This window comes from Amycolatopsis balhimycina FH 1894, assembly GCF_000384295.1.
Lineage (GTDB): Bacteria > Actinomycetota > Actinomycetes > Mycobacteriales > Pseudonocardiaceae > Amycolatopsis > Amycolatopsis balhimycina.
Window position 1 is genome coordinate 10,375,783 of the sequence record NZ_KB913037.1, and the last position, 24,438, is coordinate 10,400,220.

At 73.6% G+C, this 24,438-nt stretch carries 9 protein-coding genes; 4 read left to right on the top strand and 5 right to left on the bottom strand.

Annotated features, from left to right (window positions below; genetic code table 11):
• Nucleotides 1–63 precede the first annotated feature (63 nt).
• Nucleotides 64–6,042 (top strand): PA14 domain-containing protein, encoded by a 5,979-nt coding sequence (locus A3CE_RS0147655; RefSeq protein ID WP_020647210.1) that lies wholly within the window; start codon nucleotides 64–66, stop codon nucleotides 6,040–6,042.
• Nucleotides 6,043–6,133: 91 nt separating this feature from the next.
• On the opposite strand, the gene A3CE_RS0147660 is transcribed toward A3CE_RS0147655, so the two are convergent.
• The 5 genes from A3CE_RS0147660 to A3CE_RS0147680 all read right to left on the bottom strand — a co-directional run bounded on the left by A3CE_RS0147660 (nucleotide 6,134) and on the right by A3CE_RS0147680 (nucleotide 9,961).
• Nucleotides 6,134–6,403, bottom strand: coding sequence for a hypothetical protein (locus tag A3CE_RS0147660; protein ID WP_125591730.1), 270 nt, complete (start codon nucleotides 6,401–6,403; stop codon nucleotides 6,134–6,136).
• Nucleotides 6,404–6,610: 207 nt separating this feature from the next.
• The gene (locus tag A3CE_RS0147665) at nucleotides 6,611–7,468 is read right to left on the bottom strand and encodes a 3-hydroxyacyl-CoA dehydrogenase family protein (RefSeq protein ID WP_020647212.1); all 858 of its coding nucleotides are present in this window, start codon (nucleotides 7,466–7,468) and stop codon (nucleotides 6,611–6,613) included.
• Complete coding sequence (locus tag A3CE_RS0147670) at nucleotides 7,465–8,550, bottom strand: HAD-IIIC family phosphatase (protein WP_245589741.1); 1,086 nt, start codon at nucleotides 8,548–8,550, stop codon at nucleotides 7,465–7,467. Before A3CE_RS0147670 ends, A3CE_RS0147665 begins: the two co-directional genes overlap by 4 nt.
• On the bottom strand, nucleotides 8,547–9,680 hold the full coding sequence (locus tag A3CE_RS0147675; RefSeq protein ID WP_020647214.1) for an acyl-CoA dehydrogenase family protein: 1,134 nt from the start codon (nucleotides 9,678–9,680) through the stop codon (nucleotides 8,547–8,549). The genes A3CE_RS0147670 and A3CE_RS0147675 overlap by 4 nt, the downstream gene beginning before the upstream one ends.
• A complete protein-coding gene (locus A3CE_RS0147680; RefSeq protein WP_020647215.1) occupies nucleotides 9,677–9,961 on the bottom strand; it encodes an acyl carrier protein in 285 nt (94 codons plus the stop codon). Before A3CE_RS0147680 ends, A3CE_RS0147675 begins: the two co-directional genes overlap by 4 nt.
• Nucleotides 9,962–10,242: 281 nt before the next feature.
• On the opposite strand from A3CE_RS0147680, the gene A3CE_RS53060 reads away from it, so the two are divergent.
• From A3CE_RS53060 to A3CE_RS0147695, 3 genes are read left to right on the top strand one after another with little or no spacing between them, the layout of a single operon-like run.
• The gene (locus A3CE_RS53060) at nucleotides 10,243–18,024 is read left to right on the top strand and encodes a non-ribosomal peptide synthetase (RefSeq protein WP_051183849.1); all 7,782 of its coding nucleotides are present in this window, start codon (nucleotides 10,243–10,245) and stop codon (nucleotides 18,022–18,024) included.
• Between the two features lie 13 nt (nucleotides 18,025–18,037).
• Nucleotides 18,038–23,443 carry a condensation domain-containing protein gene (locus A3CE_RS0147690; RefSeq protein ID WP_026469568.1) on the top strand — a complete coding sequence of 1,802 codons (5,406 nt, stop codon included), beginning with the start codon at nucleotides 18,038–18,040 and terminating at the stop codon, nucleotides 23,441–23,443.
• The gene (locus A3CE_RS0147695; protein WP_020647217.1) at nucleotides 23,440–24,429 is read left to right on the top strand and encodes a 3-oxoacyl-[acyl-carrier-protein] synthase III C-terminal domain-containing protein; all 990 of its coding nucleotides are present in this window, start codon (nucleotides 23,440–23,442) and stop codon (nucleotides 24,427–24,429) included. Before A3CE_RS0147690 ends, A3CE_RS0147695 begins: the two co-directional genes overlap by 4 nt.
• Nucleotides 24,430–24,438 lie beyond the last annotated feature (9 nt).

The following is a 24,438-nucleotide window of genomic DNA, read 5'->3' on the forward strand; positions in this document are numbered from 1 at the left end:
GGGGGAGCCATGCCGATGCCACGCCGGTTCGGACGATGCCGAGCGCGCGGATGCCGGGCCTTCGTGCTCGCCGCGGTCGTCGCACTCGGGATGACGGCGTTCGACGTGCCGACGGCAGCGGGCGCACCACCGGCGGCGGCTGCGCCGCGCCGGATCGACCCGCGAGACGTTCCGGTGATCCCGGGCCGGCCCGTCGTGGCGGACCCCGTCGCGGTCGCCAAGGCCGGCTTCGGGCCGATGTCGACGCGCGCCGGAACCGCGGCGCACTTCGATCCGCGGCGGTCGAGGCTGGTGTCGCGCTCGATGTTCGCCGAGGAGTACGAAAATCCGGATGGCACGCGCACGTCGCGGCAGTCGAGCCTGCCCATGAACGTGGCGGACGCGAAGGGACAGTGGCATCCGGTCGACACGACCTTGCGGCGCGTGCCGTCCGGCAGACTGGCGGCCGATGCCCAGCCCTTGGCGCCGTCCCTCGGGCCCAACGCCGCCGACCCGGACGTCGTCTCGGTGGCGGTGGCCGGGAAGCGTGCCTCGCTCGGGCTGGAGCAGGCGGCACCGAGCCCGGCGCGCGTCACCGGGAACCGGGTGACGTACGAGAACGCGCAGACCGGCACCGACCTGGAGTACGAGATCACCAGGGGCGCGGTCAAGGAGACGTTGGTCTTGAAGCAGCCGCCCGCGACGGGAAAAGCGCAGTGGCGGTTCCGGTTGTCCACCGCCGGACTGACGCCGAGCGTGGCACCGGACGGCACGGTCCGGCTCGTCGATGACGAATCGGTGGTCAGGCTGGTCATGCCCCCCGTCGAGGCATGGGACTCTTCTGGCGGCGCCGACCGGGCCCCGGGGCTGACCGGGGGCCGGTACCGGGTCGAACGCGCCGGTGCGCACTGGATCCTGACGGTCTCGGTGGACGGGAACTGGCTGAGCGATCCGAAGCGCGTGTACCCGGTGCGGGTCGATCCGACGTTCACCTTCGGTGTGTTGAGCTCACAGGCGTACCGCTCCGATGGCTACGTCTGCGACAACTGCGGTCTTCGGATCGGCAACAGCCAGTTCGGTGGCGACTCCTACAACCGGACCGCCCTGCGGTTCGACTACTCGCCTCTTTACGGGAAGACCGTTGTCGGTGCCCGGGTCGACGTCACGCGCAACACCAGCGTCGTCGGATCGCTCAAGACGTGGAACGCGGATCTGTACCACGCGGCCGCGCTGAACTTCAACGGGCTCGGCGCGCGGCTGGCGAGCGCGCTCGTCGGCGATGTCGGCGCGTTCTCCTCGGCGGAGCTGACCGGGTTCCTCCGGCACGTCGTCGATACCCGGCAGGCGGCGTTCTTCATGCTGGTGGGCAGCGAGGTGCCGGGAACCTGGACGTACAAGAACCTCGACGCGACCCTGACGGTCGACACCGGCACGGCGCCCCCGGCGGCGACCCCGGTGGCACCTGCGGACAACAGCGTGCTGACGTCGTTGAGCCCGACCCTGGCGGTCAACCCGGTGTCGGATCCGGACGGCGACCCGGTCGCCTACTGCTACAAGGTGGCGACCGGTCCTGACGCGAAGTCCGGCGTCGTGGTCGACTCCGGCTGCCTGAACAGTCCCACGTGGACGGTCCCACCCGGCGTGCTCCAGGACGGGGGTACCTACACCTGGCAGGCCACCACCGCCAGCGGGATCACCACGACCGCGCCGCCGTGGGTCGGCCACTTCAAGGTGGACCAGCGCATCGGCGAGCACGAACCGTCGCCGGTGGACACCCTGGGCCCGTTCACGGTGAACCTGGCCAACGGGAACCTGTCCACCCGGGTCAGCGGCCCGGCGTTCACGACGGTGGCGGGCAAGGCCGGGCTCTCGTTCGGCTACAACTCCCAGCAGGCCGAGCCCAAGGGGCTCAAGACGTCCTACTTCGCCGACCTGTCGCACAACGGCCTGATCAGCGACGCGCAGCAACCGGTGCTGGTCCGCACCGAACCCCAGGTCAACGTCAACTGGGGCGGCGAGTCGCCGTTCGCGCCCGCGCTGACGGCCGACTGGTTCGTCGTCCGGTGGGAGGGCTACTTCCAGGCGCCGGCCACCGGCCGGTACCAGTTCGCCGGCGTCCACGACGACGGCGCGGTGGTCTGGGTCAACGGGGCCAAGGTCTACGACGTGTCCGGGCCGAGCGACGTCAACTGGACCGAGTCGGCCCCGACGTCCCTCGCCGCGGGGCAGCGCGTGCCGGTCAAGGTGGAGCTGGCGGAGGCCACCGGGCTCGCCCAGATGAAGCTGTTCACCCGCGCCGACGACGGCGCGACGGTGTCCGCGCAGATCGTGCCGAGCGACTGGCTCTACTCGGCGGACCTGCCCGCGGTGCCCCGTGGCTGGACGCTTTCGTCCGATGTGGACGGTGAGGGGACGGGCTACGTCGAGGCGAAGATCGCCGATCAGTCGATCGTGCTCACCGACGGCACCGGCGCGAAACACACGTGGGTCAAGGCCGGGACCGGCGGGTACACCCCGCCGTCCGGCGAGGTCGGCGTGCTCGGGCTCGACGCGGGCGGGCGGGTGACCCTGACCGAGGGCCCCAACGTGTTCTCGTTCCGGGCGGACGGCAGGCTCGAGTCGCAGACCAGCGTCGCCGACTCGCGCAAGCCCGCGACCCTGCGGAACGTCTACGACGGCGCGCCGTCACGGCTACGGGAGATCAAGGATCCGGTTTCCGGCCGCTCGCACGTCCTCCACTACAACCGCGCGGGCGACGACTGCTACGGCGGGACACCACTGCCGCCCGGGGCGGACCCGTTGCCGCCGTCGCAGATGCTGTGCCGCGTCACGTACTGGGACGGCACCGAGACCCGCCTCTGGTACTCGGCCGGGAACCTCGCGCGGATCGAAGACCCGGGCGCGGAGGTCACCGACTTCGGCTACACCGCGCGGGGCCTGCTCAACGGCCTGCGGGACAGCCGGGCCAACGACTGGATCGCCGCCGACCCGGCCGCCCGCACCGGCCAGGCCGCGGACGTGACCGGCTTCGTCACCTACGACGACGGAGCCAAGCCGAAGGCGACCGGTCTCGGTTCCGCGGTTCCGGCGATCGGCCAGGCGCGGCAGGGCCGGACCTACCGCTACGACCCGGCCGGCCGCCAGACCTATACGGACGTCGCGGGCCTGTCCCCGGCGCCCGGGTACGCCACGAAGGTCACCTATGACGCCGCCGACCGCGCGTTGACGAGCACCGACGCGACCGGCCGGACGACCGGCCGGACCTGGAACGCCCAGGACCGGCAGCTGACGTCGACCGACCCGGCCGGCCGCGTGTCGGCCAAGGTCTACGACCACGCCGACCGGCTGGTCGGCTCCTACGGCCCCGCGCCCGGCGCGTGCTTCAGCGGCCAGCTGCCGACCGCGGCGTGCGCGAACACCGTGCCGCACGAGCACACCGGCTACGACGAAGGCATGAACGGCCTCTCGGTCGCCTACTACGACAACGACTCCCTGACCGGCGCGCCCAAGGTGTTCGCCACCGGGATCGGCGATCCCGGCGGCGGGCTCGTCCGCAACTGGGACACCGCCGCGCCCGCCGACGGCATTCCCGCCGATCGGTTTTCGCTGCGTGCCACCGGCGAGATCGTGTTCCCCGAAACCGGCGACTACACCCTGCGCGTGCTCGCCGACGACGGCGTGCGGGTGTGGATCGACGACGGGACCGTGATCGACGACTGGAAGGACACCGCGGCGAGCTGGCGGCAGGCGACGGTGCGCAGCGACGCCCCCGGCCGGATCCGGCGGATCCGCGTCGACTACTACGACGCGACGTCCCTCGCCCAGCTGGAACTGCACTGGACGACACCCGGCGGGGTTCAGGAACCCGTGCCCGGCAGCCGGTTGCGGCCGCGGTACGGCCTGGTCACCTCGACGGTGACGGCCGAGTCCGGCGGGGTGCCCGACCGGACCGCCGCGACCCGCTACACCGGCCTGGACCCGGCGTTCGGCCTGGCTTCGGCGGTTGTCACCGACCCTGCGGGACTCTCGCTGAGCGAGGGTAGCGGCTACGAGCAGCCCGGCGGCGGATACCTGCGCAAGACCGGCAAGACCTTGCCGGCCGGCGGTCAGGCCACCTACGCCTACTACGGGGACACGGAGACGAGATCGGACCCGTGCGTCGCCGGAAGCCCGGCCGTCAACCAGGGTGGGATGGCCCGGCAGACCACCGGCGCCATGCCGGCTTCCGGGCCGGCGCGGGTCGACGAGCAGGTGTACGACGCGTCCGGCCGGGTGGTGGCCAAGTCCACCTCCGGCGACTGGTCGTGCACGAGCTACGACGTCCGCGACCGCATCACCCGGCAGACCTTTCCGGCCAACCCGGCCATCGGCGCCCGGACCGTCACCCACGACTACGCCGTCGGCGGCGACCCGCTGACCAGTGCGGTGAGCGACTACAACGGCACGGTCACCACAAAGGTGGACCTGCTCGGCCGCGTCGTCCAGTACGGGGACGCCAACGGGACCGACACCACCACGACCTACGACCAGGCGGGCCGGGTCGTCCGGACGGCCGGCGACCCGTCGCTGTCCAACGACCCGCCGCGCGTGACCGTGACGGCCTACGACGACGCGGGCCGGGTGCTGACGGTCCAGGTCGACGGCACGACCCAGGCCACCAGTACCTACGACGGCGCCGGTGAGCTCGCGTCCGTGTCCTACTCCAACCGCACGTCGCTGGCCGCGATCGGCCGGGACGACGCCGGCCGGATCACCTCGCAGACCTGGAAGACCGGTGACGGCAAGGAAACCGTGTCTGCGGTGACGCGCTCCCTGGCGGGCACGATCACCGACGAGTCGCTGGCCGGAGTGGACGCCAACCCCGCGGGCCCGAACTACGGCTACGACGCGGCCGGCCGCTTGACGCAGGCGTACGTCAACGGACACCACTTCACCTACGACTTCACGTCCGTCGCGAGCGGTACTTGCCCCACCGGAACACAGGCGAACGCGGGCCGCGACACCAACCGCGTCCGCCTGCTCGACCAGACCGCGGGCGGCACCGCGGAAACCGGCTACTGCTACGACAACGCCGACCGGCTGCTGGCCACCGTCGGCGCGGGTGCGACCAGCGGCGTCACTTACGACACCCACGGCAACACCACGGCGTCCACGACCGGCGGCTCGACGACCTTCGTACGGTTCGACTCCGCCGACCGCAACCTCGGCCTGTCCGTCACCGGTCCGGGCGCCGCGGACGTGTCCTACCTGCGGGACGCGACGAACCGGATCATCCGGCGCGACGTCGCCCAAGGCGACCAGCCGGCCGCGGTGCTCTACGGCTACGCCGCCGACGGCGACAACGCCTCGGTCACCTTCGACGCGGACCACCACGTCCTGACCTGGACCCAGGTGCTACCCGGTGGTGTGGTCTGGACCGAACAGACGTCCCAGGCACCGGACAACTGGGACCTGCCCACCGTGCGCGGCGACCTGTTCGCCACCGTCCAGAACGGCGGACTCGTCGTCGGCGCGTTGCGGACCTACACGCCCGACGGCCTGCCCCTCGGTTCCGACGGCGCGGTGGACCCGGACAACGTGCCGGACAACGGGCCGGGACAGCTGGACGACGGCTGGCTCGGGCAGTACCAGCGTCCGTACGAACACGCCGGTTCGCTGGCCGTCGTGGAGATGGGCGCTCGGCCGTACAGCCCGGCGCTGGGCCGGTTCCTCTCGGTGGACCCGGTCGACGGCGGCTCGGCGAACGACTACGACTACGTCCACGGCGACCCGGTCAACCGGCAGGACCTGGACGGAACGCGGTGCTGGTCGATCTTCAGCTGGGCCTGCAAGGCCGGGCGGGCGGTCCGGGACGTGTGGCACGGCGTCACCCGGGTGGCCGGTGCCACCGTCCATTTCGCCCGGACGGTGGTCACCGGCATCACGCAGGCGGCCGGGCGCGTCCTGGGGTATGCCGGCCGCATCGTCTGGCGCGTGGCCCGGGCGCTCGCCGAGACGTCGTTCAGGTTCGGCATGGCGCTGGGCCGGGTCTTCGTCGGATTCGGGCGTTTCCTGTTCGGATGACGTTGCGGGTGAACCGCGCCGGAGAGAAAAAGAGATGTACCCGGCGGCCATTCGGAATCGAAGGGCCGCCGGGCACATTCAGTGGAATCGGTCAGGGAATCCAGATCATCAGATCTGTCTCGAAGACTCCGTTGTCGCAGTAGTAAGCGGGCCAGCGGCCCTGCCGGAGGCCGGTTTCGCCGGCCACGGAACACTCGATCTCACCGCGAATTCCTCCGCCAAAGGTGTCGTAGAGTGCCCAGTGGCCGGCTTTCGCCTGCGCAGTGGTGTTTTCCGGCGCTGAAGCGGCGGACGCCGGAACGGCCGTGGCCACCATGCCCAGTGCGGCAATGGTCGATGCGGCGATCAGCATTCTTTTCATGGAACCCCCCTTGGTGATTGCAGCAAATGCTGCTTGACACAATTAAGTATGGCCTCGCGGTGGTTTGCCTGCCACGGTAGGAGGGTGTTTCACTCGAACGGCTCAATAGTGCTCTTTTGGTGTTACTAATCCGACCAAAAGTAGGCCGACCCTCGCGCGGCGCGTAACTGTTGCTACGAAAGTCATTCGGCCGTGACTGTGGTCGGATTAGTAACGATCGGCACAGTAACCGGCCGGGTAGGGATAAAAACCGCGGCCGGTCTTGCGGCCCAGCCTGCCGCTGTCGACCAGCTCGGTCAGCAGCGGGCACGGGGTGTACATCGGGTTCCCCGTGCACTCCCGCAGCACCACCAAGGTGTCCCGGATGACGTCGAGGCCGATGAGGTCGGCCGTGCGCAACGGGCCCATCGCGTGACCGAAACAGCTTTCGAAGACCTGGTCGACGGTGACGGCGTCGGCGATGCCGTCGCCGACCGTCGCGATCGCCTCGTTGATCGTCGCCATCAGCACGCGGTTCGCGACGAAGCCGGGGCCGTCGGCGACCACGATCGGCCGTTTGCCGATGGCGGTCAGGAGTTCCGTGGTCGCACCGAGCGTCTCGTCGCTCGTCGCCGCCGCGCGGACCACCTCGACCGCGTCCTTGACCGGGGCCGGGTTCATGAAGTGGGTGCCGATGACGCGGTCCGCGCGGGCGGTGGCGGCGGCGAGGTGGCCGATCGGGACGGCGGACGTGCACGAGGCGAAGATCGTCGCGGCGGGGCAGAGCCGGTCCAGCTCGCCGAACAGCGTCTCCTTCAGCGGCAGCCGTTCGGCGGCGCACTCCACGACGAACCCGCTGCCGCCGAGCTCTTCGAGCCGGTCGCTCCAGCGGATCCGGTCGGGGGCCGCCGGTGGCGGGCGGCGGCCGAGCAGAGCCGTCAGCCTCATCCCGTCCCGGACGCGCGCGGGGCCCCGGTCCAGCGCCCGCGGGTCGGGGTCGGCGACGACGACGTCGTGCCCGGCCGCCGCGAAGCACTGGGCGACGCCGGTTCCCATCACGCCCGCGCCCACCACGCCGATCTTCACCGGTTCCTCCCGTCGACGATCCGGACGTGCCCCGGCCGGGGTGGTGGCGGCCGCCGCGGATCGAAGGCCAGCGCGCCCTCCGGGCCGGCTGGTTCGAAGCCGGCGAACCGGAGCGTCACCAGCATGATCCGGTTGGCGGTGGTGGGGACGAAGAGGGCGACGGGCCGCCGCCCCCGCGCGAGGATGTCCCGCACGAGGTGGCCGAGCAGGACCGTGCCGATGCCGCGGTTCAGCACCCGGCACGACGTCAGGAGCAGTTCCAGCACGACGTCCTGGCCGGCGAGACGCAGCACGGCGAGCCCGACCGTGCCGTGCGCGCCGAACCGGTCGGTCACGTCCGCGACGAGGACCTCGTGCTCGCGGGACGCGCACAGTGCGCGCAGCCGGCCGGCGTCGAGGGTGCGGCCGGTGGTGTTGAGCTGGTGGGTCCGCAGCGTCAGTTCGTGCGCGCGGGCGAAGTCGTCCTCGGTGGCGGCCCGGACGGTCATCGTGAGCCCGAGCGAGGCGAGGAACTCGGCCGGCGGACCGGGGAACGCGCGTTCCGCGGCGGCCCGGTCCCGTTCGGCGAGGTACCGGTGACGACGGCGGCGCGACTCGCCGGTCACCAGCTCGGGCCGGAACTCGGCCAGGCCCGGCAGCTCGCCGACCCGCTCGGCGGGGTAGCAACGCACCATCGGCAGGACGGCGGCGACCTCGGCGCGCTCGGCGGGGTCGTTGTCGGCGAAGGCGATGGTGTCCAGGCCGATGTTCAGCTCCGCGGCGATGCGGCGGATCGACGCCGACTTCTCGCCCCAGCCGACTTCGAGCGCGCAGAACAGGTCTTCCAGGCCGTGTTCGGCGAGGTGGCCGCTGGCGCGGGCCAGCTCGCCCCGGCCCGCCACGGCGTGCAGGATGCCCCGCCGGTCCAGCGTGTGCAGGGTCTCGACCGCGGCGGGGAACGGGCGGGGCCGGTCGCCTTCGAGCACGACACCGTCCCAGAGGGTGTCGTCCAGGTCCCAGACCAGGCACTTGACCCGCTTTTCGGGGGTCCGGGCGGCGAAGCCCCCGGCCCGAGGCGAAGCCTCGGTTGTCACCCGCTTCACGGCCGCCACCGCAACGCGTACTCGCCGAGCTGCTGCTCGGCGACCTCGTCGGCGCCTTCGATGATCCGCATGACCTTGGCGTCGCGGAAGAAACGGCCCACCAGGCTGTCCTCCGCGCAGCCCGCCGCGCCGAGGACCTGCCCGGCCCGGTCGGCGACCGCGGCGGCCGCGCGCGCCGCCACGTACTTGGCCAGCACGGTCCCGGCCACGGCTTCGGGGTCGCCGCGCTCCCGCAGGTCCGCCGCGCGGGCGCACAGCTGCCGCGCCGCGGCGGCGTCGGCGAGGCAACGGCCGAGCAGTGCCCGCACCGCCTGGTGCCCGGCCAGCCGCACGCCGCCCTGCACGCGGGTTCCGGCGTGCCCCGCGGCGGCGCGCAGGCACGCCTCCGCCATGCCGACGCAGCCCCAGGCGACGGTGAACCGCCCGTGGTCCAGCGCGGTCGCCGTGACGTGGGAAAGGCCGAACCCCGGCGGGGCGAGCAGGTTCTCCTCGGGCACGAGCACACCGTCGAACCGGACGTGGGCGACCTGGGCCGCCCGCAGCCCCAGCTGACCGCGCACCGGCTCGACCGCCGTGCCCGGCCGGTCGGCTTCGACCAGCACGGCGACGGGACGGCCCGCGCATTCGGCGAGCACCAGGAAGACGCCGGCGAGCTGCCCGAAGGTGACCCACAGCTTGCGGCCCCGCACGCGCACCTGCCCGCCCTCGCGCACCGCGGACGTCGTCACGGCCGACAGGTCGCTTCCGGCGCCGGCCTCGGTGGCCGCGAACCCGGCCAGCACCTCGCCGTGGGCCAGTTCCGGCAGCAGGCCGGCCCGCTGCCCGGCGGTGCCCCAGCGGAGGACGGCCGCGGCGACCATGCCCTGCACCGTGACCAGCGCCCGCAACGCACCGCAGACGCCACCGAGGTCGGCGCACAGCTCACCGAGCCCGGCCTGCGTGCGTCCGGTCCCGCCGGCGGACACGGGCAGGTCGGCGGCCAGGAAACCCGCCCGCGCCATGGTCTTGACCACTTCGGCGGGCACCGCGCCGCGGGCGTCCCAGCCCGCCGCGTCCGGCCGCACCGAAGCCGCGAACGCGGCGGAATCCACTCTGTTCGCGAAACCCGGGGTCACGAAATCCGCGGTCACGAAATTCCGGCCGATCGTTTTCGGCGCACGAATCCGGCGACGCGGTTCATCGTCCGGAAATTGTCGAGGTCGAGGTCTTCCACCCCGACCTCGATGCCGAACCGGCGCTCGACGTGCGCGACCAGTTCGAGGGCCAGCAGCGAGTTCACCAGCCCCAGCGCGAAGTAGTCCTCGTCGGGACCGGGCGTGTTCCCGGCGGTCGCGGTGGCGAAGAATCCCTTCAGGTCCGCCAAGATTTCCTCGGCGGTGCTGTCCTCGCTCACGGTCCGCTGGCCGGTCACCGCACCCTCCCTCGCCGAACTCCCCATCTGAAGCTAACACGGCGTCCGGTTCGGCCGACGGCTCCGAACGGCCTAATCGCTTGCTCGCCGTTTTTGGGCATCCATTGTGGACGATCAATTTCCATTGTGGCTGAACGTAAGTTAAGGTGATCCCTCGTTCGGCGGCTTGCCGACGGCGGGCGGCCGCTGGAAGTATCCGAGGATCGCCGCCGGAAAAACGCCGGAAACCATTGCGGTTTCCGGCGCCGGGAACGGGCAACTTTCGGGGGATGACTCGGGGGATGACGGTCACGACTGGAGCGTGGAGCGGCGTGGGCGGCCTGCTCGCCGACCGGGCGGCCGGCGATCCCGGGGCGACCGCCGTGGCCGACGGCCGAACCCGGTTGAGCTACGCGGAACTGGACGCGCGCAGCGACGAAGCCGCCGCCCGGCTGGCCGCCCGGGGCGCCGGGCTCGAGAGCCGGGTCGGGCTCCTCGTCGAGCGCGGCGTCGACATGGTCGTCGCGGTGTTCGCCGTCCTCAAGGCCGGCGCCGCGTACGTCCCGCTCGATCCGGACCACCCGCCGGACTACCGGGAAGCACTCCTCGCCGACGCCGGAGCCGGCCTCGTGCTGACCCAGCCGGAGCTGGCGGACCGGGTCCCGTCCCGCTGCGAGCCGGTGCTCGTCGCGGGCGGTGAAGCCGGATCCGCGGTCCCCCCGCGGCCGCGGATCCGGCCCGGCAACCTCGCCTACGTGCTCTATACGTCCGGTTCGACCGGACGGCCCCGGGGCGTGCTGGGCACCCATCGTGGCCTGAGCCGCCTGTTCGCCGCCCACCGCGCGGAGATCTTCGAGCCGGCCGCGGGCGGGCGGCGGCTGCGGGTGGCGCACACCGCGGCGCTGTCCTTCGACGCGTCCTGGGTTCCGCTGCTGTGGATGCTGGCCGGCCATGAGCTGCACGTGCTGGACCGCCCCACCCGGCTCGACCCGCGGGCCGCGGTGGCCGCGCTGGCGGCCGCGCGCGTCGACGTACTCGACGAAACCCCGTCGTACCTCCGCATGCTGCTGCTGGCCGGGTTGCTGGACGGTCCCGCGCGGCCTCGGGTGGTCGTCACCGGCGGCGAGCCGGTCGACGCGGATCTGGTCGCCGCGCTGACGGCCGCCGGGGTGCGGGTCCACAACGCGTACGGCACCACCGAGACCACGGTGGACAGTCTGGTGTGCCGGGCGGAGCCTGCCGGGGGCGTGGTGCTGGGCAAGCCCGTGGCCGGGACGCGCGCCCAGGTCCTCGACGGTCTGCGGCCGGTGCCACCCGGTGAGCCGGGGGAGCTTTGCCTGGCCGGGGACGGGCTGGCCCGCGGTTACCTCGGCCGGCCGGGGGTGACCGCGGCCGCGTTCGTCGCCGACCCGGCCGGGCCGCCGGGCTCGCGGATGTACCGCACCGGCGACCGGGTGCGCGGCCGGGACGACGGGCTGCTGGACTTCCTGGGCCGCGCCGACGGGCAGGTCAAGATCCGCGGGATCCGCGTCGACCCCGCCGAAGCCGAGGCGGCCCTGCTGGGTCACCCCGAACTGGCCGCCGCGGCGGTGGTGGCGCGGCGGGACGGCCGGGACGCCGACCACCTGGTCGCCTACGTCGTGCCGGTGACCGCGCCGGCACCCTGCCGCACCGGCTGCCGCACAGACTTGCCGGCCCGGTTGCGGGCTTTCCTGCGCGCCCGGGTGCCGGAACACCTGGTGCCCGCCCGGTTCGTCGAGCTGGCCGAACTGCCGCTGACGACCGGCGGGAAGATCGACCGGCGCGCGCTGCCCGTGCCCGGAAGCCACGACGGGGACGCCGCTCCCGGCGACCCGGCGGAGCAGCTGGTCGCCGGGATCTGGCGCGAAGTGCTCGGCGTGCCGCGGGTCGGCGTCTCGGACGACTTCGTCGAGCTGGGCGGGGACTCGATCCTCGCGATGCGGGTGGCCGGGACGCTCAACCGGCGGCTGGGCACGGCGTTGCCCGCCCAGGCCGTGTTCGAGCACCGGACGGTCGCCGGGCTCGCGGCGGCGATCCCCGCCGCCCACGCCGGGCGCGCGCCGTCGCGGACCGCGCCGGGGACGGCGCTGCCGCTGTCGTCCGGCCAGCAGCGGCTCTGGTTCCTCGACCAGCTCGCCCCGGGCGGCGCCGAGTACATCATCAGCGCGGGGTTCCGGCTGCGCGGGCCGCTGTCCTTGGACGCGCTGGGAGCGGCGCTGACCGCGCTGGTCGAGCGGCACGAGTCGCTGCGCACGACGTTCCCCACGGTGGAGGGACGGGGCGTCCAGGTCGTCGGGCCGCCGGTCGCGGTCCGGCCGGACATCCGCGCGGTGGCCGCGTCCGACGTCGACGACGCACTGCTCGCCGAGGTCCAGCGGCCCTTCGACCTGGCCCGCGGCCCGTTGTTCCGGGCGACCGTGCTCCGGCTGGGGGAGGACGACCACCTGCTGGTGCTCGTGCTGCACCACATCGTCACCGACGGCTGGTCGATGGGCCTGCTCGCGGGCGAACTCGGCCTGCTGTACTCCGGTGCACTGAATGGAGCCGCGGCCGAGCTGCCGCCGTTGCCGCTGCGCTACGCGGACTTCGCCGCCTGGCAGCGCGACCGGCTCGCCGGCCCGGAGCTGGACGACCGGATCGCCTACTGGGAACGGCAGCTGGCCGGGGTGCCGGCCCTGGAACTGCCCACCGACCGCCCGCGACCGGCGGTGCGCGGGACGGCGGGGGCGGCCCACCGGTTCACCGTGCCCGCGGCCGTGACCGCCCGGCTGGCCGAACTCGGCCGGGAACGCGGCGCCACGCTCTTCATGACCCTGGTCGCGGCGGCGCAGGTGCTCTTCGCGCGCTACACGGGCCAGCGGGACATCGCGCTCGGTACGGTCACGGCCGGGCGGTCCTGGGACGAGCTGGCGGACCTCGTCGGCTTCTTCGTCAACACCGTCGTGATCCGGTCCCGGGTCGACGGCGACCCGTCGTTCACGGACTTCCTCGCCGGCGTCCGCTCGACGGTGCTCGACGCGATGGCCCACGACGAAGTGCCGTTCGGCCGCCTGGTGGAGCTGCTCGCGCCGGACCGCGACGCGAGCCGGTCGCCGCTGGTGAACACGATGGTGGCGCTGCAGAACGCGCCGTCGCCGGCACCCGCGATGAGCGGCCTGGCCGTCGAGGAGGCCGACCTGCCCCGGCAGGCGGCTCAGTTCGACCTCACCGTGGAGTTCGAGCCGCGGGACGGCGGCCTGCGCACCACCGTCGAGTACAGCACCGAGCTGTTCGGCGCCGACACGATCCGGCGGCTGGCGGAGAACATGCTCGCCCTGCTCACGAGCATCGCCGAGGATCCGGGGCGGCGGCTGTCCCGGCTGCCGTGGCCGGCTCCGGCACAACGGCGCGAACTCCTGGAAGTGGGACGCGGGACGCCGGAGGGACCGCACCGGACCATGCTCGATGTCTTCGCCGAGCGCGTCCGCGAGCGCCCGGACGCGCTCGCGGTGACCTGCGCCGGAAAGACGGTGACCTACCGGGAGCTGGACACCCGGGCGAACCGGCTCGCCCACGGCCTGATCGCGCACGGCGCCGGACCGGACGTCCGGATCGGCCTGTGCGTGCCGCGGGGGATCGACGCGATCGCCGGGATGCTGGCCGTCCTGAAAGCCGGCGCGGCCTACGTCCCGCTCGACCCCCGCTACCCGGAGGAGCGGCTGGCGTTGCTGCTGGCGGATTCCGGGGTCTCGACGGTCCTCGCGACGCGGGCGGTGCGCGACCGGGTGCCTCGCGGGGTCCGCGTGCTGGGCCTGGACGACGGCTGGGAGCGCGGCCTGCCCGGCGGTTCCCCGGCACCACGGGTCCGGCCGGCCAACCTGGCCTGCGTGCTCTACACCTCCGGCTCGTCGGGCCGGCCGAAGGGCGTGCTGATCGAGCACCGCTCGGTGGTCCGGTTGTGTGCCGGCCCGTTCGCCCGGCTGCGCCCGGACGACGTCTCGTCGCAGTACGCGACGTTGTCGTTCGACGCCTCCACGCTGGAGATCTGGGGCGCGCTGCTGTCGGGCGCCCGGCTGGCGATCGACACCGAAGACGTGCCGTCGGTAGAGGCTCTCGGGGCGTTCATCCGCGCCGAGGGCGTGACCGCGCTCTGGCTGACCGCGGGGATGTTCCACGAGGTGGCGGCGGCCGGCCCCGGGGTCTTCAAGGGCCTGCGGCGGCTGGTTTCCGGCGGCGACGTCCTGTCGCCGCAGCAGTGTGCCGAGGTCCTGCGCCGGTGGCCGGACCTGGAGCTGGTCAACGGTTACGGTCCCACCGAGAGCACCACGTTCACGTCGTGTCATCGCGTCCGCGCCGCCGACGACGGGCGGCCGGTGCCGATCGGGCGGCCGGTCCCCGGACTCCACTGCCTGGTCCTCGACCGCGACCTCGATCCGGTGCCGGCCGGGGTGCCCGGCGAGCTGTACATCGGGGGCGGCGTGGCGCGCGGCTACCTGGACCGTCCCGGGCTGACGGCCGACCGGTTCGTGGCCGACCCGTTCGGCCACGGCACCCGGCTGTACCGCACCGGCGACGTCGTGCGCTGGCGCGCTGACGAGGACTGGGTGCTGGACTTCCTCGGCCGGTCCGACGACCAGGTCAAGATCCGCGGCTTCCGGATCGAGGTGGGCGAGGTCGAGGCGGCACTGCGGCGGCACCCGGACGTCGGCGAGGCCGTCGTGGTGGCGCGGGAGGACACCCCCGGCCACAAGCGGCTGGCCGGGTACGTCGTGCCGTGCCGCCCGGCCGATGCGAGCGCGTTGCGGGAGTTCCTCGCCCAAAGGCTGCCGGGCCACCTCGTTCCCGGCGCTCTCGTCCTGCTCGACCGGTTCCCGCTGACGCCGCAGGGCAAGATCGACCGCCGGGCGCTGCCGGCGCCGCGGCGCCGGGCCGGCCGGGCCCCCACCGCACCGCGCGGCGCGGCCGAAGAGCTGCTGACCCGGGTGTGGGCCGAGGTGCTCGGCGTGGAGCGCGCCGGGGCCGAGGACAACTTCTTCGAGCTCGGCGGGGACTCGATCCTCGGCATCGAGGTCGTGGCGCGCGCCCGGCAGCTCGGGCTGCGCCTGAGCGTCAAGGACGTCTTCCTCCGGCAGACCCCGGCCGCGCTGGCCGCGGCGGCCGTCTGGGAGGCGCCGGCGGCGCAGGAAGCACCCCGGCCGTCCGGCCCGGTTCCGCTGTCGCCGATCCAGCACTGGTTCTTCGCGACGATCACCGAGCACCCGGCGCACTTCGCCCAGTGGGTGTCGGCGGACCTCGTCGCGGACACCGACCCGGCAGCGCTGCGCATCGCGGTCGAGGCGCTGGTCCGCCACCACGACGCTCTCCGGCTGCGCTTCCGGCGCGTCGACGGTGGATGGCGTCAGGAGTACACGGACGCCGTGCCGGACGACGTGTTCCGCGTCGGCGCGTTGTCCACAATGGACCTGTTCGAGCTCGACGGCGGTGGCTTGTTCGCGGCGGTGCTGGACGGGTCGCGCCTGCTCCTGGCCGCCCACCACCTGGTCGTGGACGGTGTCTCGTGGCGGATCCTCCTGGCGGACCTGCGGACCGCCTACCGGGCCGCCCGCGCCGGGCGGCCGGTGGAGCTGCCGCCCCGGACCACCTCGTTCGGGGACTGGTCGCGGCGGCTGGCCGCGCACGTCGCTTCGGGCGGGTTCGGCGATCAGCTCGCCCACTGGCGGCGCGCGGCCGACGGCGCCCAGGCAGCCCCCGACGGCCTCCCGCTGCCGCCCCGCGCGGTGACCGTCCGGCTCGGCGCCGGGCCGACCACGGCGTTGCTGCGCGACGCCCCGGCCGCCTACCGCACCCGGATCGACGACCTGCTGGTGAGCGCGCTCGGCCGGGTGCTCGCCCGGTGGACGGGGGAGGGCCGTGTCGTCCTCGAGCTGGAAGGCCACGGCCGCGAGGACGTCTTCGACGACGTGGACCTGTCCCGGACCGTCGGCTGGTTCACCACGCTCTACCCCTGCGCGGTCGACGTCCCGGACGGTGGCTGGGGCGCGGTGCTCAAGTCGGTCAAGGAGTGCTTGCGCGCGGTGCCGGACCGCGGACTGGGCTACGGCGCCCTGCGCCACCTCGGGGACGCGCCCCTGCCCGTGCCCCGGCCGGTGGCGGCGTTCAATTACCTGGGCCGGTTCGACCTCGCCGACGGCGAGCCGTACCGGGCGGCCCCGTCCGTGGTCGGGCTGGACCGCGCCGCCCACCCGACCGGCACCGCCCGGCTCGACGTCATGGCGGCCGTCACCGGCGACGGCGAGCTGGAGTTCGAGTGGACGTACTCCCCGGGCGCGCACGAGGAGCGGACCGTCGCCGGGCTGGCGCGTGACGTGCTCGCGGCGCTCGAGGAGATCGTCGCCCACTGCGCGGATCCGGCGGCGGGCGGTGCCACCCCGTCGGATTTCCCGCTCGCCGCGGCGGACCAGGCCGAGCTCGACCGGGTCATCGGCGACGGCAGGCACGTCGAGGACGTCTACCCGCTGACCCCGATGCAGGCGGGCATGCTGTTCCACAGCCTGTCGGAACCGGGCACCTACCTGGAACAGATCTCCTTCACGCTGAGCGGGGCCGGCGACCCCGCGGCGCTGGAGCGCGCCTGGCACCGGGTGGTCGCGGAGATCCCGGTGCTGCGCACCGCCGTGCGCTGGACCGGCGTGCGTGAGCCGGTGCAGGTGGTGCACCGCGCCGTGACGCTTCCGGTGACCGTGCACGACTGGCGCTCACTGCCCGAAGCCGGCCGGGACGACGCGCTGCGCCGGGTGCTGGCCGCCGACCGGGCGGCGGGGCTGGACCCCGCCGTGCCACCGCTGATGCGGGTGACGCTGATCCGGCTCGGCGACGACCGGATCCGGACGGTCTGGACGTTCCACCACGTGATCCTCGACGGCTGGAGCGTGTTCGAGGTGCTCACCGACGTCCTGGCGCACGTGACCGGGGTGCCGGCCCGGCGGCGCCGTCCGTTCGCCGACCACCTGGCGTGGCTGGCCCGGCAGGACGCGGGGGCGGCCGAAGCCCACTGGCGGAAGGTCCTCGCCGGTCTCACCCCCACCCGGCTGCCGTTCGACCGGCCGCCCGGCCGGGCCCACCGGACGCAGTCCTCGTCCACAGTGGACCGTGAACTGTCCGCAGTGGACTCGGGCCGGCTGGCCGCCTTCGCCCGGCGGCACCGGCTGACCGTCAACGCCGTCGTGCAGGGCTCGTGGGCGCGGCTGCTCGCCCACCACGGCGGCGACCCGGACGTCTGCTTCGGATCGGTGGTGTCCGGCCGGCCGCCCGAACTCCCCGGCGCGGACTCGATCGCCGGCATGTTCGTCAACACCGTGCCGGTCCGCGTCACCGTCGCGGAGTCCGAAGACCGGCCGGGCTGGTTCCGGCGGCTGCAGGCCGACCAGGCCGAGGCCCGCCGGTTCGGGCACGTCTCGCTCGCCGCGTTGCGCCGCTGGAGCGGGCTGCCCGCCCAGGTGGCCCTCTTCGACAGCATCGTCGTGTTCGAGAACTACCCCCTCGACGCCGACAGCCTGGCCGAGCGCGGGCTGCACGTGGCGGAGCTGTCCGCCATCGAGGTCACCAACTACCCGCTGACCCTCGTCGCCTATGGCAGCGCACGCGAGGACGAACCGCTGAGGCTGCGGCTCGGCTACGACCCCGCGCTGTTCGACACCGGCACGGTCGAGACACTCGCCGGCGAACTGGCGGACCTGCTGCGGGAACCGGCACGGGAGGCCGCACCCCCGCGTGACCTGCCGCCCGCGCGGCCCATTCCGGTGCGCGGTCCCGGCGACCGGGCCTACCTCGCACCCCGCACCGCGACCGAACGCGCGCTGAGCCGGATCTGGGCCGAGGTGCTCGCGGTGGAGCAGGTCGGCGTCGACGACGACTTCTTCGTCCTCGGCGGCGATTCGCTGCTCTGCCTGCGGGTCACCGCCCGGCTGCGCGCGGACTTCGGCGCCGAGCTGCCGCCGCGGGCGCTGTTCGACAACCCCACCGTCGGGGCACTGGCCGAGCTGCTGGAGCACCCCACGCCCGAACCGAAGGACTACGAGCTCTAGGAGGTCGGAGCCGGTGCGCAACGACGACGTGGCGATCATCGGGGTGTCCGCCCTGCTCCCGGGCGCCCACGGGCTGGACGCCGTGCACGAGCTGCTCGCCGAGGGCCGCGACGCCGTCGGGCAGCCGGACCTGGAACGGTTGCGGGACAACGGCTTTCCGGTGGACGCCGAGTACCTGCCGATGGGCTACCTCGACCGGATCGACCGGTTCGACCACCGGTTCTTCGGGGTGCCGCCGGCCGAGGCCGCGTGGATGGACCCGCACCAGCGGCTGATCCTGCAGCTGGCCCACGAGGCCCTCGAGAACGCGTGCTACGCGCCCCAGGCGTTGCGGGGAACGCGCACCGCGGTCGTCCTCGGGGACGCCCGCTCGGACTACGAAGAGCTCTTCGAAGAGGAAGACCCGCAGCAGATCCTGGGCATCCTGGGTGCTTCGATGGCGGCCCGGATCAGCTACCGCCACGACTTCACCGGGCCCGCGCTCGTCCTCGACACGGCGTGCAGCGGCAGCCTGGTCGCGATCGCCCACGCCGTCTCCCTGCTGCGCGGCGGGGCCGCGGAACTGGCACTGGCGGGCGGCATCAGCGTGCGGCCGCTGCCGATCCGGGAGGCCGGGCACATCCCGGTCCGCGGCGTCGAGTCGCCCGAGGGCCGGTGCCGCCCGTTCGACGAGAAGGCCACCGGCGCGGTCGGCGGCGAAGGCGGCGGGATCGTCGTGCTCAAACCCCTGCCCGCCGCGCTCGCCGACGGCGACCACGTGCACGCGGTGCTGAAGGGCGTCGCCGTCAACCACAACGGCTACCGGATGGCCAGCATGAGCGCGCCGAGCCGGGAAGGCCAGACCGAAGTGATCACCGCGGCCTGGCGCGACGCCGGCGTCGACCCGGCCACACTCGGGTACGTCGAGTGCCACGGCTCGGCCACGCCGCTCGGCGACGTCGTCGAGGTCGAGGCCCTGCGCCAGGCGTTCCTCGACGCGCGCGTCACCGGCCCGGGCTGCGCGATCGGCTCGATCAAGGGCAACATCGGGCACCTGGACAACGCCGCCGGCCTGGCCGGGCTGATCAAGGTGCTGCTCAGCGTGCGACGCGGCGTCCGCTACCCGACCGCGCACTTCGAGACGCCCAACCCGCTGATCGACTTCAGCGGCCCGGTGCGGGTCAACCCCGCCTTCGGCCCGTGGGACGGCGAAGGGCCGCGGCGCGCGGGCCTCAGCTCGTTCGGGCTGACCGGGACCAACGTGCACGCCGTCGTGGAGGAGCCCCCGCCGGCCTCGCTGCCTGCCGAACCCGCCGGGACCGCCCAGCTGGTCACGGTTTCGGCCAAGACGGCGTCCGCGCTCACCCGCTACCGCGACCGGCTCGCCGAGTTCGCCGAAGCGAGCGGGCAGGGCGTGCTCGCCATCGGCCACGCGATGAACCGGGGCCGCGACGACCACCCGTTCCGCGTCGCCGTGGTCGCCGATGAACCCGGCGGCCTCGCCGCGGCCCTGCGATCGGCCGCCGTTCCGGACACGCCCGCCGCGGACGACCCGCCGGTGGTGCTGCTCTTCTCCGGCGACGGCGGCGTCGAACCCGACGTCTGGCGCGAGCTGTGCGCCGAGTGGCCGGTCCTGGGCGACGACCCGCTGCCCGAGGAGCCGGGACCGCGGCTGGTCGCCGTCCACCACGCCCTCCACCGGCTGGCTCGGTCGCTGGGCATCCCCGGCACCCACCTCGTCGGTTCGGGCGCGGGCAACCTGTCGGTGCGGATCGCGCGCGGCGAACTGTCCCTTGTGGACGGACTGGCGGCCGCGGCGGACCGGCCCGTCGGTCCCGGGCTCGACTCCGGACGGCTGGCCGAGGCGGTGCGCGGGTTCGCCCGCGACGGCGCGGTGCTGGTCGAGCTGGGCGCCGGCGGCGTCCTGTCGCGGAGCATGCGCCGCCTGGCCCCCGAGCTCGGCTGCATCGAGCTGATCGCCGGTGCCGGACGGCGGGCCGTGCTGCGGCAGCTCGCGTCGCTCTACCGGCTCGGCGTCCGGCTCGACTGGGACCGCCACTACGACGGCGTGGCCGTGCCCAGGATCGAGGCGCCGACGTACCCGTTCGAGGGCGTCCGCTGCTGGTGCCGCCCGCCGGGCGCGCCGTCCGTCTCCCGCCGGGCCCGGGTCCCGGAACCGGTGGCCGTGCCGCACGAGGACACCGAGCGCCGGATCGCCGAGATCTGGGCGCGCGCCCTGGGCGAAGACGGGCTCGGGCCCGAGTCGGACTACTTCTCCCTCGGCGGCACCTCGATCGCGGCGATCACCGCGTTGCGGACGATGGAACGCGACTTCGGCGTGGACCTGACGTTCGCCGACCTCTACGCCCACCCGACCGTGCGGGCCTTCGCCGCCCGCGTCGAGGCGGTGCGGGCCGAGCGCGGCCCGTCCGCCGAGGTCACGGCCGTGGCGGTGCTGCCGCGCGGGGGCCCGCTGCCGCTGTCGTTCGGCCAGGAACAGCTGTGGTACCTGGACCGGCTGAACCCCGGCAGCGCGCTCTACAACATCCCCCACGACCTGCGGTTGTCCGGCCCGCTCGACGAGGCCGCGCTGGCCGGCGCGGTCGACGACCTGGTCGCCCGGCACGAGATCCTGCGCACCCGCATCCCGAGCGAGGACGGCGTGCCGTTCGTCCGGCTCGTCGAGTCCGCGCCCCGGCTCGTCGTGCGCGACCTGAGCACACTGCCCGAACTCGACCGGCACGAAGCGGCGCAGGAGCTGACCGCGCTGGAGGCCGTCCGGCCGTTCGACCTGGCCACCGGGCCGCTGATGCGCGTCACCCTGCTGCGCCTGGCCGAGGACGACCACGTCCTGGTGTGGACCTACCACCACATCGTCTTCGACGGCTGGTCGCCGACGGTGTTCTTCCGCGACTTCTCCGAGCTGTACCGGGCGCGGCTGGCCGGCCGCGAGCCGGAGCTGCCCGAGCTGCCGTTCCAGTACGCCGACTTCGCGGCCTGGCAACGGGAGCGGCTGACGGGGGAGACGCTGGAGCGCGGACTCGAGTTCTGGCGCACCGAGCTGGCCGGCCCGCCGGTCGCGGAACTGCCGCTGGACCGGCCCCGCCCGGCGGTCCAGACCTTCGACGGCGACCTCGTGGAGTTCACCGTGGACGCGACGGCCGCCGAGGCCGCCCGCCGGTTCAGCCGCGAGCACGGCGTGACGACGTTCGTCACGATGCTCGCGCTGGTCGACGCCCTCCTGCACCGCTGGGCCGGGCTCACCGACGTCGTCGTCGGGGTGGGCACCTCCGGCCGGACGCACCCGGCGACGCACGACCTCATCGGGTACTTCAACAACCTGCCGCCGTTCCGCACGCGCGTCGACGGGTCGCTGTCGTTCACCGACCTGGTCCGGCGCTGCGCGGACACCGTCGCGAAGGTGCTCGACCACGAGGAGATCCCGCTGGAAAAGATCGTCTCGGCGGTGTGCGGGCCGCGCGAACCCGGCCGCCAGCCGCTGTTCGACGTGGCCTACACCTACCAGAACGTCCTGCAGGACACCGCGGAGCTCGGTGGCCTCGGCTGCTCGCAGTACTCGGACGGCGGCCGGATCGCCGGGATCGCGCCGGGCACCGCGAAGTTCGACCTGACCGTCGGCGTCGTCGACCAGCAGGACGGGCCGATGGACGGGTACTTCGAATACGCGACGGCGCTGTTCGACCGGGAGACGGCGGCGGCACTCGCCCGCCTGCTGCCCGGCCTGCTCGACGCCCTGCTGCGCGAACCCGCTGTTCCGATCGGCACCGTCCCGCTCGGCGCCGTCCCGCGCCCCGCCACCACCCCCCGGAGCAGTGAGCCGACCATGACCCCACCTTCCCTTGTGGACAGTGACACGCTCGGCCACGCCGAACGGGTCCTCACCGCGCTCTGCGCGGACCTGCTGACCGACCACCCGGTGTCGCCGAAGGACAACTTCTTCGACCTCGGCGGCGATTCGGTCCTCGGTGTCCGGGTGGCCGCGCGGGCGGCGAAGGAGGGCGTCCACTTCACCCCGCAGCAGCTGCTGCAGTGCCGCACCCTCGGCGAACTGGCGCGGGCGGCGGTCGTCGACGGCCCGGCCGCGCAGCCGGTGCCGGTCTCGACGATGCCGGTCTCGGCGGCGCCGGAGCCCGTCCGGGCGATCCCGCCGACCCCGATCATGCACAGCTTCCTGCACCGGCTGCCGGACGAGGCCGGGGACTTCGTCGACGTGCACACGGTGGAAACGACGCCCGAGGTCGGCGCGGCCGCGATCCGGACGGCCGTCGGGCACCTCCTGGCCATGCACGAACCCCTGCGCTACCGGTTGCGGCGCAACGCACTGGGCACCCGGCTCGAGGTCGGGACCATGACCGTGACCGACGTGTTCGACGCCGTGGTCCTCCCGCCGCTGAGCGAGGACGAGGAACTCGCGATCGTCATGGACGACTGCCAGACGCTGAAGGCGGAGATGGATCCCGCGCGCGGGCCGCTGTTCCGCGTCCGCCACTACGACCGCGGCCGCGCCCGCGGCGGCCTGCTCGTGCTGCTGGTCAACCACTTCGTCTTCGACAACATGTCCACTGTGGTCGTTCTGGACGACCTCGACGTGCTGCTCGCCGACCTCACGGCGGGCCGGACCCCGGACCCGGCGCCCCGGCCGCCGCGGTGGCGCGAGTGGGCCGAGCACCTGCGGGCCATGGCAACCTCGGACGAGCTCGCGGGCGAGCTGACCTACTGGACGGCGACCCTGCGGGCCGGCGCGGCAGCCGGGACGATCGGCAGCCCGCCCGGCGACGACATCACCGCCCGGACGCTGGAGCACCCGGAGCTCGCGCGGCTGCTGGCCGCCGGGGCCGCGCACGGCCGCGAGGCGGCGCTGTGCGCGGTGGCGTGCGGCCTCGCCCGCTGGCAGGACGCGCCGAGCGCGTTCGTGATGACGGAGGGGGAGTCCACCCCCAACCCGTTCCGGCTGGCCGGCCGCGGCCCGTCGGTGGGCTGGTTTACCACCCTGCACCCGCTGGTGCTGCCGGTCGGACGGGGGACCACGGCCCGGGACTGCCTGCCGGAGATCACCGACCGCCTGCGGTCCGTGCCGAACGACGGCGTCGGCTACGGGATGCTGCGCCACCTTTCGCCGGATTCGCCGGGGACGGCCCGGCTGCGCGCACTGGACGAACCGGACGTCCTCGTGCTCCACGGGCCGAGCGACACCTCCGCGTTCGACTCCGGCGTTCGCCTGCTACGGACCCGCTGGGATCTGTCGCTGAGCCTCAAACGCGCGGTCGCGTCGTGGTTCCCGCTGGTCGTGACGACCGCGGTGCGCGAGGGCGCGCTGCGGCTGGCCGTGGCCGGCGGCGTGGGCCAGGACCGGATGGACGCCCTCGCCGACGAGATCCTGGGTGCCTTCGAAGAGCTTCCCTATGCGGCGAACGCGTGATCGCGCTGGCCGCGTCGGCGTGGTACCTGCCGGAGACGTCGTTGGCCGTCTCCGAGCTGCCCTCGCTGTCCGAGGCCGAACGCGCCATTTGCGCCGCGCTGGGCATCGACCGGGTGCCCGCCGACGACACGCTCACCGCGGCCGACCTCGCCGCCCGTGCGGGCCGGCGCGCGCTCGCCGCCGCCGGCCTCGACGCCCACGACGTCGACGTCGTCCTGACGGTGGAGCCAAGGGCACCGCAGACGCTGGTCAGCTCGGAAGCCACCCGGCTGCAGGAGATGCTGGGCGCCGGGCGGGCGATGGCGTTTTCGGTCGGCGGCCTCGGCTGCGCGTCGCTCACCCCGGCCCTGCTCGCCGCGAGCGGGCTGCTGCGCGCCGACCCGGACCTGGCGAACGTGCTGGTGCTGCACGGGAGCAAGCCGGCGACCCCAGGCCGGTACCGCCACCCCGTCACGGTCAACGGCGACAGCGGCGGCGCGCTGCTGCTGGGCCGCAGCGGCGCGGTCCGGATCCGGGACATCCTGCTGGAGACGAACGGCGCCTACGCGGACCTGTTCCACGTCGAGTACCGCGACGAGCCGTACCCACGCTGGCGGGAGGAATGCACCGACCAGGCCACGTATTCGTTCCGGCTGGCGGTCGAGACCCGCAACCGGCTGCGATCCCTGGTCACCCGCCTCCTGGATCGCAACGGCCTCGGCCCGGCCGACATCACGTGCTACCTGACGCAGAACCTGTCGACGGCCGCGTTCCGAAGCTGGTCGGAAGCGATCGGCGCGCCGATTTCCCCGGTGTGCCCTGAGAATCTCGCCCGCTACGGCCACCTCGGCCCCAACGACGTGTTCTTCAACCTGTCGAGTGCGCGCGAGCAAGGGCAGTTCACCGACGGCGACCGCGCGGTGCTGCTCAACATCAGCCCGGCGGCGGCCTGGAGCGCCCTGCTGGTCACCACCGGCGGCGGCATGGACACGGCCCGCGAACTGTGATCCCGCCGG